This is a genomic window from Dokdonella sp. (assembly GCF_019634845.1).
GTDB lineage: Bacteria > Pseudomonadota > Gammaproteobacteria > Xanthomonadales > Rhodanobacteraceae > Dokdonella_A.
In genome coordinates this window covers 156,935-172,281 of sequence record NZ_JAHCAQ010000004.1, presented here as the reverse complement: position 1 = coordinate 172,281, position 15,347 = coordinate 156,935, and the positions used below count along the sequence as shown (strand labels likewise).

Genomic DNA, 15,347 nt, shown 5'->3' with positions numbered 1-15,347 from the left:
ACGAAAACCTAACAGATCACGGCGCCGCTCGCGGCGGCGCGGCCTCGCCGTGGCGTTGAGCACGGCGTTCGGCGGCGGTAGGCTCGGCAATGCCGTTCCGGCCCATTTCATCCATCTGGGGAATCCGCCAATGTCTCCTTCGCCCTTGCGCGTGCGCGCGCTGGTCGCTGCCATCGGTTTTGCCATCGCAGCCGCCGCACCCGCCGCCACGCTGGTCACCGCCCATCGAGTCGACGTTGCGGCCATCGACAGTGCGCGCACCAACCCGACGCTGCTGATCACGCGCGCCGGCATCTTCGACCCTGTGCAGCAGGCGGTCGACGCCCGCGGCATTGGCGCCGCGGCACCCGTTGCGGCGTCGGCCTACGCCATCGTGCAGTTCAATGATGCGAAGTCCATGGCCGAGGCTCGGCAGGCCCTGGTGCGCCAGGGCGTGCAATTCCTCGCCTACCTGCCCAACAACGCCTATTACGTGCGGCTGGGTCGCGCCGGTCTGCGCGATGTGCTCGCGCAACCCGCCGTGCGCTGGGCCGGCCCGTTGCAGCCCGCGCTCAAGCTCGACGCCCGTCTGTGGCTCGATGCACGCGGCAACTCCCCCGCTTTGCAGGACGATGGCAGCCATGAGCTGCAGATCGACGCCTTCGATGGCGTGTCGTCGGCCAACATCGCCGCCGAACTCATCAAGAAGGTCCCGGGAGTGACGATCACGATGCGCAGCGAGCGCGCCCAGGCGCTGCCCTACGTGCGCGCGGCGGTGAGCCGCGCCAGTCTCGATACGCTGATCGAAGTGGCCAGCGCGATCGACGGCGTGTCGTACATCGCGCCATGGGCTGCGACCACGACGATGAATTCGGCCAGCGCCGGCGCGATCCAGGGCAACAACACCACCAATTGCGCGGGCAGCGGCCCCGGTTGCGGCCCGCGTCCGCTGTGGGACCACGGCATCACCGGTACCGGCCAGATCGCGGCCGTGGCCGACAGCGGCACCTCGCCAAATGCGGCCTGGTTCACCGCGCTCGACAAGGGGCTCGGCGCGCACACCGAGATCACGCCGTCGGACAACCCACCGCCGCTGCTGCCCAACATCGGCACGCTGCATCCGAACAACAAGATCATCGCCTACTGGCTGCAGCCGGGTGGCCCGATCGACTATGACTTCACTTCGGGCCATGGCACCCATGTGACCGGCACCGTGCTCGGTGACGCGGCTGGCACGTTCGGCGCCGTCAGCTACCTGCCGGCCACGCCGCTGCTGCCCAACCACGATCTGGCCGATGGCATGGCGCCCGGTGCGCAGTTGCTGTTCCAGGATGCCGGCCCGGCCTCGGCGACCTCGATCATCATCAGTGACTTCGGCGGCACGCTCGACCAGGCCTATGCCGGCGGTGCGCGCGTGCACAACAACAGCTGGGGCGCCAAGACCAGCGGCACCTACCAGGGCAACGACGCCGCACTCGACCGCGCCTCGCGCAGCGATGAGGATCTGCTGGTGGTGGTCGCAGCCGGCAACGACGTGGCCGGAGCCATGGCCACCGGCTCGCCCGCCAACGCCAAGAACAGCCTCGCGGTGGCCGCGCTCGGCCACGGTGGCAGCCTCGTCAAGGCCAGCTATTCGAACTCGGGCCCCACCGCTGACGGCCGCATGAAGCCCGACATCGCCGCGCCGGGCAGCGCGATCGTTTCGGCCAAGAACGAAACGACCTTCAGCATGACCATCAAGGCACCCGCCGTCGCCAACATGTCGGGCACCTCGATGGCCTCGCCAACGATCACCGGCAATGCCGTGCTGGCGCGCCAGTTCTTTGCCGACGGCTTCTACCCGCGCGGCGAGAAGCACGCCGCCGATGCCTACAACCCGACCGGCGCGGCGCTCAAGGCGATCCTGCTCAACAGCACCAACGTGAGCACGAATGCCGCTGCCGGCTGGCCCAATACCGGCACCGGCTGGGGGCGCGCCTGGCTCGACGGCAACCTGTGGTTCAAGGACACCATGGCCGATGGCGACGACAGCCGCCGCCTGCGCCTGTTCGAACGCCCCAACGCTGCCGGCCTGCAGACGGGTCAGGTCAACGAGTACACGATCGCCAACGTCGCCGCCGGCTCCGAGTTGCGCGCGACCCTGGTCTGGTTCGATGTCGACGCTGCGCCCGGCGCGACCGCCACCCTCATCAACGACCTCGACCTGGAAGTGGTCGGCCCCGCCGGCAGCTGGCTCGGCAACGTGATCGCCGGCAACGAGTCCCAGCCCGGCGGCAGCGCCGACCACAAGAACACGGTCGAACAGGTCCGGCTGGCGGCACCGGTGGCCGGCTCCTACACGTTCCGCGTCAAGGCCGGCAACGTGCCCGGCAATGGCGTCGAAGGCTCCGACCGCCAGGGCTATGCACTGGCCGTATCGGGACGCTTTGCGATTCCCGATCCCGCACCGTTCGCGGCGCCGACTGCGGTCACGGCCACCAGCAACGGCAGCAGCGGCATCACGGTCGGCTTCAGCAGCGCCAGCGGCGCGCAGGGCTTCCAGCTCTACCGCGCACGCGGCACCTGCGCCAGCGCGGCCGCGGGCGACTATCGCATGGTCGCCGCCGGTGCCGCGGCACCGCTGGTGGACAACACCACGATCGGTGGCTACAGCTACGCCTACAAGGTACGCGGTGTGCAGGGCGACGTCGAAGGCGATGCTTCGGCCTGCGTCGAGGTCGTGTCCGACGATGTCTGCGCGCTGATGCCGAGCTTCGACGGCCAGTCGCTGGTCGGCAGCGGCGTGGCCAGCAGTTGCAGTGCCGTACTCGGCTGGGCGGCGGCCGCGGCCAACTGCCCGGCAGCGAGCGGTGTCACCTACACGGTCGAGCGCGACACCGACCCCTACTTCGGGTCGCCCCAGGTGATCGCCAGCAGTCTCGCCGCCACGAGCCTCACCGACAGCACGGTCAGCAACGGTACGCCGTATTTCTATCGCCTGTCGGCGCAGGACAGCTTCGGCAATTCATCGCTGCTGTCGCGCGTGGTCAACATCACCCCGAGCGGGGTGGATGGCCCCGATCCGGCGACCTTCCTCGACGATGTCGACACGCACAGCTACATGGATCTGCAGTCGCCATGGCAGGTGACCGACACCGCGGCCAGCAACGGCAGCTTCAGCTACCGCAACGCGGGCGATGACCAGCCCTACCCGGACATGACCTGCGCCAGCATCACGATGCCGCCGCTCAAACTCAACCCGGGCACGACGCTGAGCTTCAAGGCGCAGTACAACCTCGAATACCAGTGGGATGGCGTGGTGATGGAGATTTCCACCAATGGCGGCGCGAGCTGGCAGGATCTGCCGCCCGATGGCGGTTATCCAAGCAGCTTCGCGCAGACCCAGAACCCGCCGGTCAATTCGTGTGGCTTCGCCAACACGCACGGCGCCTTCAGTGGCGTGAGCACGGCCAGCAACAACGCCGATCCGAACAATGACACGGCGACGGCGGTGTTCAAGCCGTTCACCCGCGACCTGTCGGCGTATGCGGGCCAGACCGTGCGGCTGCGCTGGCGCATGTCGTCCGACCCGGCGGCCGGCTACCCGGGCTTCCTGCTCGACGAGGTGCGCCTGACCGACCCCACCACGCCCGACGCCGATGTGATCTTCGCCAGCGGCTTCGAGCTGGGCGAAGTCAGCGGCGACTACGTCTGCCACTGATGCGCTGACCCAAGGGCAATGAGCGAACCGGCGCGGTCATCCGCGCCGGATCGGTCCGCACCCCATGGCCAGGACCCGCGCGCGACCGTGGTGGCGACGCTGGCTGCGAGGCCTGGCGCTGGCGATGCTGGCGTGGCTCGTGCTCGGCATCGTGAGCGTGGTTGCGCTGCGCTTCGTGCCGGCGCCGCTGTCGGCCGTGATGGCGCAGGACTGGTTGCAGGCGAAGTGGCGCGGCGACGCCTCCTATCGCCTGCGCTACCACTGGGTGGACTGGGCGCAGGTGTCGCCACTGCTGCCGCTGTCGCTGGTCGCGGCCGAGGACCAGCGCTTTCCCGACCACCATGGCTTCGATTTCGTCCAGATCCAGAAGGCGCTCGATGCCGCCGATGATGGTGCGCGCCTGCGCGGCGCCAGCACGATCAGCCAGCAGGTGGCCAAGAACCTGTTCCTGTGGAACGGTCGCAGCTTCGTGCGCAAGGGACTGGAGGCGTACTTCACGGTGCTGATCGAGACCTTGTGGCCCAAGCGCCGCATCCTCGAGATGTACCTCAACATCGCCCAGTTCGGTGATGGCGTCTACGGCGCCGCCGCTGCCAGCGAGACATTCTTCCACGTGGCACCGGCCCGCCTCGACGCACGACAGGCGGCGCTGCTGGCCGCGGTGCTGCCCAACCCGCTGCGCCTCAGGGTCGACAAGCCCAGCGCCTACGTGCTGCGGCGCGCGGCGTGGATCGAGCAACAGACCCAGGCCCTTGGCGGTACGGGCTACCTGCCGCGCTGAGGCGCGCATTTCGGTGGCCGCGGCGCTGGGCTAGCATGCGGGCTCTGCAACGTCACGCTGCCCTGCCATGCCCGATCTCACCATCGTCGTGCCCGCCTACAACGAAAGCGAAGGCTTGCGCGACTTCCACAAGCGGCTTGGCGCCGTGCTCGACGGCCTGCGCGACCTCGACAGCGCCGTGCTCTACGTCGACGACGGCAGCCGCGACGACACCTACGCGGTCATGCGCGAACTGCGCGCCGGCGATGCGCGCGTGGCGACGCTGCGCCTGGCACGCAATTTCGGCAAGGAACTCGCGCTCACCGCGGGTCTCGACCATGTCACGAGCGGTGCCGCGGTGGTGATCGACGCCGATCTGCAGGATCCGCCCGAACTCATCCCGACCTTCGTCGCGCACTGGCGCGAAGGCTACGACGTGATCTACGGCACGCGCGCCTCGCGCGCCGGCGAAAGCGGCTTCAAGAAGTTCACGGCAGCCGGCTTCTACCGACTCATGGAGCGGCTGTCGTCGACCCCGATCCCCCGCGACACCGGCGACTTCCGCCTGCTGTCGCGGCGCGTGCTCGACGCGCTGGGCCAGGTGCGCGAGCGCCAGCGCTTCATGAAGGGCCTGTTCACCTGGGTCGGCTATCGCCAACTGTCGATCGTCTACCACCGCGACGCGCGCCACGCCGGCACCAGCAAGTGGAACTACTGGCGGCTGTGGAACTTTGCCCTCGACGGCATCACCTCGTTCTCGGGCGCACCGCTCAAGCTCGCGACCTATGTGGGCCTGGCCGCCTCGCTGGCGGCGTTCCTGTTCGGGCTGTGGGTGCTGGGCAAGGCGCTGCTGCTGGGCGATCCCGTGCGCGGCTATCCCTCGCTGATGGTGGTGGTGCTGTTTCTGGGCGGCGTGCAGCTCATGGCGCTGGGCATGATCGGCGAGTACCTCGGGCGTTTGTACGTCGAGGCCAAGCAGCGTCCGCTGTACCTGGTCGACGAGTACGTCGCCCCGCCCAACCACTCCTGACACGCCGGCGCGAGCAGACGCGCGGCGGTGGCGCTAGACTGGCACGCCACGGCACTCGGCCGTTTCAACGCGGAGGTCGACATGCTCCAGGTCAAGCACCTGCTCGATGAAAAGGGTCGCGGCATCTACGCGATCGCCCCCGACGAAACCGTGCGCGCGGCGTTGCGCATGATGGCCGAGCGCGGCTGCGGTGCGCTGCTCGTGATGAAGGGCGACGCCCTGGTCGGGGTGATTTCCGAACGCGACTACGCGCGCAAGGTCGTGCTCAACAACCGCACTTCCAACGACACCACCGTGGCCGACGTCATGACCACGGCCGTGGTCAGCGTGTCGCCCGAGGACAGCGTCGACACCTGCATGCGCCTGTGCACCGACAGCCGCGTGCGCCACCTGCCCGTGCTGGAAGGCAACCGGGTGCTTGGCGTGCTGTCGATCGGCGACCTCGTCAAGGCCGTCATCAGCGAGCAGGGCGAACAGATCGAGCAGCTGCACCGCTACATCGCCGGCTGAGCCCCACGCCGGGCGTGTGGCCGCGCCAGCGCGCGTTGGCTACCTCAAGCCAAAGCCCGCGCCGACGGTCGCCGACCGCCCGCCACGATCCGCAGGCCGGCGCGCGACGGCCTCAAGCCGCGCCGGGCTGGTTCTCGGGCCGCGCCGCCTGGAATTCGGGCTCGGCCATGCAGTGGTCGTAGATCGCACGGATGGTCGGGAACGGCTCCAGGTCGAGCTGATGGCGCAGCGCGTTGTAGACCTGCGGCACGAGGCAGATGTCGGCGATGCCGGGGGCGTCGCCGCTGCAGAACATGCCGCGCGCATCGTCGGCGACGAGGATTTCCTCGAAGGCACGCAGGCCCAGCCCCATCCAGTGGCGCATCCACGCCTCGCGTGCGGCCTGGTCGGCGCCGAACTGGCGCTCGAGCTGCTGCGTCACGCGCAGGTTGCCCAGTGGATGCACGTCGCAGGCGATGAGCTGTGCCAGCGCACGCGCCTGCGCCCGTTCGCGCGGCGCCGGCGGCAGCAGCGGCGGGCGTGGCTGGGTTTCCTCCAGGTACTCGATGATCGCCATCGACTGGCGGATCGCGCGGCGACCGACCATGAGCACGGGCACGGTTTCCAGCGGATTGCGCGCGTGATGCTCGGCCGCATGTTGCTCGCCGCCATTGTCGAGCAGATGCACGGGCTTGATCTGGTACTCCATGCCCTTGAGGTTGAGCGCGATGCGCACGCGATAGCAGGCACTGGAACGCCAGTAATCGTACAGAACGAATTCGCTCGCGGTCGCCATCGTGTCTCCCCCGTCGTCGGTATCAGCCTGCCGCTGCGTTGGTGACCACCTGCTCGATGGCGCCGAAAATGCTGCGGCCCTGCGCATCGGTGATCTCGATGCGTACGGTATCACCGAATTTCAGGAACGGCGTGCTCGGTTTGCCATCGCGCAGGGTCTCCACCGTGCGCTGCTCGGCCAGGCACGAAGCGCCCTTGGCGGTATCCTCGTTGGCGATCGTGCCCGAACCGACGATGGCGCCGGCCGACAGTGGCCGCGTCTTGGCCGCGTGGGCAACGAGTTGGGCGAAATCGAACTGCATGTCGACACCGCACTCGGCGGCACCGAACCACTGGCCGTTGATCCAGGTGCGCATCGGCAGATGCAGCTTGTCACCGCGCCAGGCCGCACCCAGCTCGTCGGGCGTGACCAGCACCGGCGACAGCGCCGAGCGCGGCTTGGACTGCAGAAAGCCGAAGCCCTTGGCGAGCTCGGCCGGAATGAGGTTGCGCAGGCTCACGTCGTTGACCAGGCCCACGAGCTGGATGTGGCTGCTCGCGGCTGCCGCCGACACACCCATCGGCACGTCGTCGGTGACGACGACGACCTCGGCCTCCAGGTCCACGCCCCAGTCCTCGCTGAGCACGAGGATCGGATCGCGTGGTCCGTAGAAGCCGGCGCTGGTGGCCTGGTACATGAGCGGATCGACGTAGAAGCTCTCGGGCACCTGTGCGCCACGCGCGCGGCGCACGCGCTCGACATGCGGCAGGTAGGCGCTGCCATCGACGAACTCGTAGGCGCGCGGCAACGGCGCCGCGAGCGCAGCCATGTCGAGCGCGAACGATCCCGCCGCGGTGCCGGCGGCGAGTGCCTCGGCCAGCGCGTTCAGGCGCGGCGCGGCGCGTTCCCAATCGTCGAGCGCGGCCTGCAGCGTGGCGGCGATGCCGCTCGCGGCTACCGCGCGCGCGAGATCGCGACTGACCACGACCAGCGTACCGTCGCGGCCGCCTTCCTTGAGGGAGGCAAGTTTCATCGGCAATCCTTCCTGCGGTGTGTCAACGGGAGGCCATCGTGCCATGGCCGGAGGCGGTGGCGACACGCCCGCCGGCGCCGCGCGCGGCGCGGCGCGCGCGGCGCGGTCGGGATCGGTGTCAGCGCGGCGGCGTGAAGTGCTTGCGCAGCCCCATCCACACGTCGGGGTAGTCGACCTGGCGATGGGCAGCCGCCAGCGCCTGCGGCAGCGGACGGATCACGGCCCGCGTCTCGAACATGATCGCCATCGTGTCGGTGACGTAGTCGGGCTTGCTGGTGTCGGCGGCGCTGGCCTTGTCGAACGTCGCCGCATCGGGGCCATGCCCGGTCATGCAGTTGTGCAGCGAACAGCCGCCCGGCGCGAAACCCTCGGCCTTGGCGTCGTACACGCCATGCACGAGACCCATGAACTCGCTGGCCACGTTGCGGTGGAACCAGGCCGGGCGGAAGGTGTCCTGCATGGCGAGGATGCGCGGCGGGAAGATCGCGAAGTCGATGTTGCTGGTGCCGGGCGTGTCGCTGGGCGAATGCAGCACGAGAAAGATCGACGGATCGGGATGGTCGAAGCTGATCGAGCCAATCACGTTGAAGCGGCGCAGGTCGTACTTGCACGGCGCGTAGTTGCCATGCCAGCCGACCACGTCGAGCGGCGAATGGTCGATCGGCGCGCGCCAGAAGCCGCCCTGGAACTTGGTGATGAGTTCGAAGTCACCGCTGCGATCCTCGTAGGCCGCATTGGGCGTGAGGAAGTCGCGCGGGTTGGCCAGGCAGTTGCTGCCGATCGGTCCGAGGTCGGGCAAGCGCAGCAGCGCGCCGTAGTTCTCGCACACGTAACCGCGCGCCTGACCATCGGGCAGCGCCACGCGGAAGCGCACGCCACGCGGCACGATGGCGATCTCCTGCGGCTCCACCTCGAGCACGCCCAGCTCGGTGTCGATGCGCAGCCGACCGAGCTGCGGCACGATCAGCATCTCGCCGTCGGCGTTGCAGAAATAACGGTCGTGCATGTCGCGGTTGGCCGCATACAGGTGCACGCCGACGCCGGTGCCGAGCGCCGGGCCGCCGTTGCCCGCCATCGTGAACATGCCCTCGATGAAGTCACGCGGCGCCTGCGGCAGCGGCAGCGGGCTCCAGCGCAGCTTCTCGGGCGTGACCGGCCCAAGGCCGAAATCGCTGTGGAAGGCCGGCAGCGCGAACGGTTCGAAGCGGCCATGCACGGCGCCGGGCCGGATGCGATACAGCCAGGCATGGCGATTGGCATGGCGTGGCGCCGTGAACGCGGTGCCGGTCAACTGCTCGGCATACAGGCCGTGCGCCACGCGCTGCGGCGAATTGCGCCCGATCGGCAAGGTGCCGGCCTCCGCTTCGGTCTCGAACCAGTTGCCGAAGCCCGTCTGATATCCGTTTTGCGCCATCGTCATGACATGCACCCGTTGCAGGGCCCCGCACGGCGCGGGAGCCGAATTGGTCGCGGCAGCGCCGCCGTCGCCTACAGCACGCCGCGCCGCATCTGGTCGCGTTCGATCGATTCGAACAGGGCCTGGAAGTTGCCCTCGCCGAAGCCCTCGTTGCCCTTGCGCTGGATGATCTCGAAGAAGATCGGCCCCAGCGCGTTCTCGGTGAAGATCTGCAGCAGCAGGCGCTGTTTGGTTTCCTGATCGGCATCGATCAGGATGCTGTTCCGGCGCAGTCGCGGCAGGTCCTCGCCGTGGTTGGGGATGCGTTCGTCGACGACGTCGAAATAGGTGTCGGGCGTGTGCAGGAAGCTGATGCCGGCCGCGCGCATCTGCTCGACCGTGGCGTAGATGTCGTCGGTGAAGCAGGCGATGTGCTGGATGCCCTCGCCCTTGTACTGGTCGAGGTATTCGTTGATCTGCGACTTCGGATCGGAGGATTCATTGAGCGGGATGCGCACCATGCCATCGGGCGCGGTCATCGCGCGCGACAGCAGGCCGGTCTTGGCGCCCTTGATGTCGAAGTAGCGAATCTCGCGGAAATTGAACAGGCGCTCGTAATAGTCCGACCACTTGTTCATGTTGCCCTGGTAGAGGTTGTGGGTGAGGTGGTCGATGAAGGTGAGCCCGAAGCCCTTGGGCATGAGCGGCACGCCGGGCAGGTACTCGTAGTCGGGATCGTGGATCGTGCCCTTGTCGTCGTACCGGTCGACGAGATAGAGCATGCAGCCGCCGATGCCCTTGATGACCGGCGCCGCCACCGCCTTGGTCACTTCGTCGCGGGTGTCGAAGGCCTCGGCGCCGTTCTTGAGCGCCTGCACGCGCGCCCACTCGGCGAGCTTGTTGATGCGCACCGCGAAGCCACAGGCGCTGGGACCGTGCTGGGCCGCAAAGCGTGCCGCGAACGAATCGGGATCCTCGTTGACGAGGAAGGTGCAATCGCCCTGGCGATAGGTGTGGATCGGCCGCGTCTTGTGGCGCGCCACCTGCACGAAGCCCAACTTCCTGAAGTAGTCGTGCAGATGCCCGAGCTGAGCGGCCGGTGCGGTGTATTCGACGAACTCGAAGCCGTCGATGCCCATCGGGTTGTCGAACGTGGTCGGCTGCATGCCGGACTTGGCGGGGGCGCTCATGCGGCTACTCCTCAACGGCGGGACATTCATTCTATAGTTGCACTTGCAACCATCTCAAGCCGCCACGCAGCACGACCGCCATGCCCGACCGCACCACGCTCGAACTGCACGAGTTCCTGCCCTACCGGCTCAGCGTGCTCGCCAACCGCAGCTCGGACACGCTCGCGCGCGAGTACTCGCAGCGCTTCGGCCTGGGCGTGACCGAGTGGCGCGTGATGGCGGTGCTGGGCCGCTACCCGGGCCTGTCGGCCAACGAAGTCGCGCAGCGCACCGCGATGGACAAGGTGGCGGTGAGCCGCGCGGTCGCGCGCCTGCTGGCGGCCGACCGCCTCCGCCGCGAGTTCGCCGACCACGACCGCCGCCGCTCGGTGCTGCGCCTGTCGGCTGCCGGCCAGGCGATCTACGAGCAGATCGTGCCGCTCGCGCTGGGCTACGAAAAACTGATCCTCGCCGGCATGTCGCGCAGCGAACGCGAACTGCTGTTCCGCCTGCTCGATCGCCTCGACGAACTCGAACTGCGCGCCGAGCACAGCGCCGCACACGGCGCCTGAGCGGTCTCAATAGCGATCGTCGAAGGCGAAGATCGGCTTGCGCTGGCGCCACTGGCCGTGGGTGAAGTCGGGAAACTCGAGCGTCTGGAAGCCAGTCGCGATCGATTTCTCCGACAGCGGCGTGATCGCGCTCCAGGTCACCGCGTCGTAGATGTCGATCGGCATCGGCGCACGGGCCTTGAGCGCCTCGATGAATGCGTGCACGACGAACCAGTCCATGCCGCCATGGCCGGCACCGGCCGCCTTGGCGGCATGCTTCTTCCACAGCGGATGGTCGTATTCGTCGAAATACTTCTGCGCATCCTCCCACTTGTGCGGCGGACTGCGCCCTTCGATGTGGATCGACCGGTTGACGTCCATCCACAACCCGTCGGTGCCCTGCACGCGAAAGCCCAGTGAGTACGGGCGTGGCAGCGACACATCATGCTGCAACAGGATCGTCTCGCCGTTTTCGCAGCGCAGCGTGGTGGTGACGACGTCGCCGCGCTTGAACACGACCTGCGCGCTGCGATGGCCGGGCCCGCCACCGGGATGCTTGAGGATGTACTCGTGCAGTCCGCGCGCCTTGCTCGCGAAGGCATTGATGTGGGTGAAACGGTTGCCGCGGTTGATGTTGGCGTACATCGCGCAGGGACCGATGCCATGGCTCGGGTACAGGTCGCCGTTGCGATCGATCGAATGTTGGGTGCGCCATTGCGCCTCGGAAAAACCCTTGGCGCCGTATTCCACGCCACTGCCGTAGGGTTCGTCGGGATTGCCCGAGTTGAGCATCACGCCGCGCAGATCGTGCTGGTAGCCCGCCTGCAGATGCACGAGTTCGCCGAACAGGCCCGCGCGCACCATCTGCAATACCGCCATCACGTCGCGCCGGTAGCACACGTTTTCGAGCAGCATGTAGGGAGTGCCGGTGCGCTGCTGGGTGTGCAGCACGTCCCAGTGATCCTGCAGCGTGATGCCGGCGACGACTTCGCAGGCCACCGCCACCTTCGCCTGCATCGCCGCAATCGCCATCGGCGCATGCCATTCCCATGGCGTCACGATGAACACGGCGTCGATCGTTCTGGGATCGAGCAGCTTCTGCCAAGCATGGCTGTCGCCGTTGCCGCCGACCACGCGCGGCTTGCGGCGGCCGGCCTTGGCGATGATCGCGAGCGCATGGTCGAGCATGACCTGCTGGGTGTCGCAGATCGCAACCAGCTCGACGTCGTCGCGACTGAGCAGCGGGCCCAGCTGCGACTGTCCGCACAACCCGGTGCCGATCATTGCCACCCGCACCCGCTCGCCGCGACGCGCCCATGCCGGCGTCATGCCGACCACCGAGGCCATCAGGCCGCTGGCGGCAGCCATTCGCAGGAATTCACGACGATTCATCGGGACCTCGTGACAGGAGCGGCAGCGGCGTGCAGCCGCGGACGGCCAGCATGCCAGCAACGCCGCCCGTGCGGAAAGCCGCGCCGGGCCCGGCACTGCGCTGCCGACACCGGCGCGGTGCCGCGTTGACATTGGCGCGCCAACGCCACACCGTTGCCACCCGCGCGCCACGGCCGAGCCGGCGCGCGTTCCGCTCCCAGACCAGACACCCTCCGTGATCCAGCACAACCGCCGCGACACCGAGCAGCAACCCGCGCTGTGGTGCGGACTCGACATCGGCGGCACCAAGATCGAGCTGGCCATGTTCGATGCCGATTTCGGCGAGCTGTTCCGCCACCGCATCGACACGCCGCGGGATCGCTACGAAACCTTCGTCGCCGCCGTGGCCGGTCTCGTCGAGAGCGGCGAACGCGAGCTCGGCCGCCCGGCCAGCGCGGTCGGGATCGGTCTGCCCGGCCGGTGCGACCGCCAGTCCGGCCTGCAACACTGCTCGAGCCTGCCGGCACTGTCACAGCGACCACTCGTGGCCGATCTCGGCCGACGGCTTGCGCGACCACTGGCGCTGGCCAACGACTGCCAGTGCTTCGCGCTGTCGGAGGCCAATGGCGGCGCCGGGGCCGGCGTCGCGAGCATGCTCGGCGTCATCCTCGGCACCGGCGCCAGCGGCTGCCACTGCGTCGACGGGAAGGTGGTCAACGGCTACAACGGCCTGGTCAGCGAGTGGGGCCACTGGTCGATCCCGGCGTCCCTGCTCGAGCGACATGCGCTGCCGCTGCTCGACTGCGCCTGCGGCTTGCGCGGCTGCCTCGAACGCTATGTGTCGGGCAGCGGCCTGGCCCAACTGCACCGCCTGCTCGGCGGCCACGCCGTCGATGCGGGCGACGTGCTCGCGCGCGCGCAGGCGGGCGATGCGCTGGCGCAACGCACCTGCGCGATCCACCTCGACCTGCTCGGTCAGGCCATGGCCACTCTCGTGCTCGGTTTCGACCCGCACGTGATCGTGCTCGGCGGCGGTCTGTCGCGCCACGCCGCGCTCTACGCACAGCTGCCGGCCGCGACGGCCGCACACCTGTTCAGCGGCGTGCGCGTGCCGCCGATCGTGCCGGCGCGCTTCGGCGACGCCGGCGGCGCGCGCGGCGCGGCGCTGCTGGCACGCCAACACCATGCCGGCGGCTGAGGCCGTCGCGGCTCGACCTTCGCCACGCCGGCCGCTGCCCGCTGCGCATCGCGCGGTGGTCGCCGGCGCGCCCGGCGACGAATCGCCGGCGCTGCGACGCCGTCACTTCACGCCGTGCATGAGCCGGTTGATGAGTGGCGCGATGAGGAACAGCAAGGCACCGGCACCGATCAGCACCCAGAAACCGAACGTGTAGCCTTCCAGCGCCGACGCCGTCGTCATGCCGCCTTCGCCGCTGACGTGGCCGGCGAAAATGCCCGACAGGTTGTTGCCGATCGCAGTCGACAGGAACCAGCCGCCCATGCCGAAGCCAACCAGGCGCAGCGGTGCGAGTTTGGTCACCATCGACAGGCCGATCGGTGACAGGCACAGCTCGCCGACCGACTGGATCACGTAGACCATGAACAAGGTCCAGAACGGGATCTTGCCGGCGTCGCTGACCAGGCTCGACAGGGCGAACATCAGCAGCAGGAAGGCCAGGCCATTGAAGATGATGCCGAGGCCGAACTTGCGCGGGATCGACGGATTGGCCCGACCCATCCTGACCCAGATCCAGGCAATCACGGGAGCCAGCGTGATGATCGCCAGCGAGTTCACCGACTGGAACCAGCCGACCGGGAAGATCCAGCCGCCGAAATCGCGGTTGACGATGTTCTGCGCGAGGAAGTTGAACGACGAACCGGCCTGCTCGAAGAACATCCAGAACAGCACGTTGAAGGCGAAGATGATGAGCATCGCGATCGCCTTGTCGCGCGCCACCGCGCCGTCGGCAAAACCCTCGCGCAGGATCAGCACGCACAGCGCAACGAACAGCGCGCTGAGCAGCCACTGCAACTGCGCGGCGTCGATGGTGAGCAGGAAGAAGATCGCCGGGATCGAGGCCAGCACACCGAGCGCCACATACAGCACGCGCAGCATGCTTTCGGTGCCCGCGGCGGGACGACCGATGCCGCGCAACTGCTGGCGCCCGATCCAGAACCACACCAGGCTCACCAGCATGCCCACGCCCGAGGCGATGAACACGGCCTTGTAGGCCGGCATCTGCGGCGAACCGCCAAACAGGTGCTCGGCGGCCCAGCCGGTCAACAGCGGCGCCACGAACGCGCCCGCGTTGATGCCCATGTAGAACAGCGTGAAACCCGAGTCGCGCCGCGCGTCGCCCGGAGCGTAGAGCTGGCCGACCATCGTCGAGATGTTCGGCTTGAACAGGCCGTTGCCGGCGATGATCGTGGCCAGGCCGATCTTGAACACGACTTCGTTGGGCACCATCACCATGAACAGGCCCACCGCCATCACCACCGCGCCGAGCAGGATCGAGCGCTGGTAGCCGATCACGCGATCGGCCACGTAACCGCCGAACAGCGCCGCCGCGTACACGAGCGCGAGATAGGCGCCATAGAGCTTGCTGGCCGGCGCCTCGCCGACGCTGTCACCGGCGTAGAACTGGGCGACGATGTACAGCGCCAGCGCCCAGCGCATGCCGTAGAACGCGAAGCGCTCCCAGAACTCGGTCATGAACAGCATCCACAACGGTCGTGGATGGCCGAGCATCTGCGGGAATTCGGGAGCAGCGGAAGTCGCGGTGGTGGTGGCCATGGGTTCCCCGGCAAGTCCAGACGAGCAGTGGCAAAGGGTGTCACGTGTAACCGCTGCCGCCGCAGCCGTCAAACGGCAGCGCAACGTGACCGGCGTCGAGGACCGTGCGGGGCCGCACATACCGCGGCGCATGGGACGCTGTGCCGGCGCGCACGGCCGCCGCGCAGCCGGGCAGCGGGTTGGCTCGTGATAAACTTCGCCGGTTTTGCACGTGACGCATTGCTGCGCCCGGCCTTGCCAAGCCCGCTGCCTTGCGTACTGTCCCGTTGTTGAGTCCACGCACGCCTGGCCCGGCTGCGT

At 68.2% G+C, this 15,347-nt stretch carries 12 protein-coding genes; 6 read left to right on the top strand and 6 right to left on the bottom strand.

Going from position 1 to position 15,347, the window contains the following annotated elements; genetic code table 11:
- The first annotated feature begins 130 nt into the window (after positions 1 to 130).
- From KF903_RS04490 to KF903_RS04475, 4 genes are all read left to right on the top strand, one after another.
- Entirely contained in the window at positions 131 to 3,679 is a 3,549-nt protein-coding gene (locus KF903_RS04490) for a S8 family serine peptidase (protein ID WP_291211555.1), read from the top strand.
- Positions 3,680 to 3,743: 64 nt separating this feature from the next.
- Entirely contained in the window at positions 3,744 to 4,460 is a 717-nt protein-coding gene (mtgA, locus tag KF903_RS04485; protein WP_291211552.1) for a monofunctional biosynthetic peptidoglycan transglycosylase, read from the top strand.
- A gap of 67 nt (positions 4,461 to 4,527) precedes the next feature.
- Entirely contained in the window at positions 4,528 to 5,469 is a 942-nt protein-coding gene (locus KF903_RS04480; RefSeq protein WP_291211551.1) for a glycosyltransferase family 2 protein, read from the top strand.
- Positions 5,470 to 5,550: 81 nt separating this feature from the next.
- A complete protein-coding gene (locus KF903_RS04475; protein ID WP_291211548.1) occupies positions 5,551 to 5,979 on the top strand; it encodes a CBS domain-containing protein in 429 nt (142 codons plus the stop codon).
- A gap of 112 nt (positions 5,980 to 6,091) precedes the next feature.
- On the opposite strand, the gene maiA is transcribed toward KF903_RS04475, so the two are convergent.
- The 4 genes from maiA to hppD all read right to left on the bottom strand — a co-directional run bounded on the left by maiA (position 6,092) and on the right by hppD (position 10,328).
- Positions 6,092 to 6,754, bottom strand: coding sequence for a maleylacetoacetate isomerase (gene maiA / locus KF903_RS04470; protein WP_291211545.1), 663 nt, complete (start codon positions 6,752 to 6,754; stop codon positions 6,092 to 6,094).
- 22 nt (positions 6,755 to 6,776) lie between these two features.
- The gene (locus tag KF903_RS04465) at positions 6,777 to 7,766 is read right to left on the bottom strand and encodes a fumarylacetoacetate hydrolase family protein (RefSeq protein WP_291211542.1); all 990 of its coding nucleotides are present in this window, start codon (positions 7,764 to 7,766) and stop codon (positions 6,777 to 6,779) included.
- 118 nt (positions 7,767 to 7,884) lie between these two features.
- Positions 7,885 to 9,186, bottom strand: coding sequence for a homogentisate 1,2-dioxygenase (gene hmgA, locus KF903_RS04460; protein ID WP_291211539.1), 1,302 nt, complete (start codon positions 9,184 to 9,186; stop codon positions 7,885 to 7,887).
- Between the two features lie 68 nt (positions 9,187 to 9,254).
- Positions 9,255 to 10,328, bottom strand: a complete 1,074-nt coding sequence (hppD, locus tag KF903_RS04455) for a 4-hydroxyphenylpyruvate dioxygenase (protein ID WP_291211725.1) — start codon at positions 10,326 to 10,328, stop codon at positions 9,255 to 9,257.
- A 104-nt stretch (positions 10,329 to 10,432) separates the two neighbouring features.
- Here hppD and KF903_RS04450 point away from each other — a divergent pair, with 104 nt between their 5' ends.
- A complete protein-coding gene (locus KF903_RS04450; protein ID WP_291211536.1) occupies positions 10,433 to 10,903 on the top strand; it encodes a MarR family transcriptional regulator in 471 nt (156 codons plus the stop codon).
- Positions 10,904 to 10,909: 6 nt separating this feature from the next.
- Here KF903_RS04450 and KF903_RS04445 read toward each other — a convergent pair whose 3' ends face one another.
- Positions 10,910 to 12,274 carry a Gfo/Idh/MocA family oxidoreductase gene (locus KF903_RS04445; protein WP_291211533.1) on the bottom strand — a complete coding sequence of 455 codons (1,365 nt, stop codon included), beginning with the start codon at positions 12,272 to 12,274 and terminating at the stop codon, positions 10,910 to 10,912.
- A 214-nt stretch (positions 12,275 to 12,488) separates the two neighbouring features.
- Here KF903_RS04445 and KF903_RS04440 point away from each other — a divergent pair, with 214 nt between their 5' ends.
- Positions 12,489 to 13,451, top strand: a complete 963-nt coding sequence (locus tag KF903_RS04440; protein ID WP_291211530.1) for an ROK family protein — start codon at positions 12,489 to 12,491, stop codon at positions 13,449 to 13,451.
- Positions 13,452 to 13,553: 102 nt separating this feature from the next.
- On the opposite strand, the gene KF903_RS04435 is transcribed toward KF903_RS04440, so the two are convergent.
- A complete protein-coding gene (locus KF903_RS04435) occupies positions 13,554 to 15,047 on the bottom strand; it encodes an oligopeptide:H+ symporter (protein ID WP_291211527.1) in 1,494 nt (497 codons plus the stop codon).
- Positions 15,048 to 15,347 lie beyond the last annotated feature (300 nt).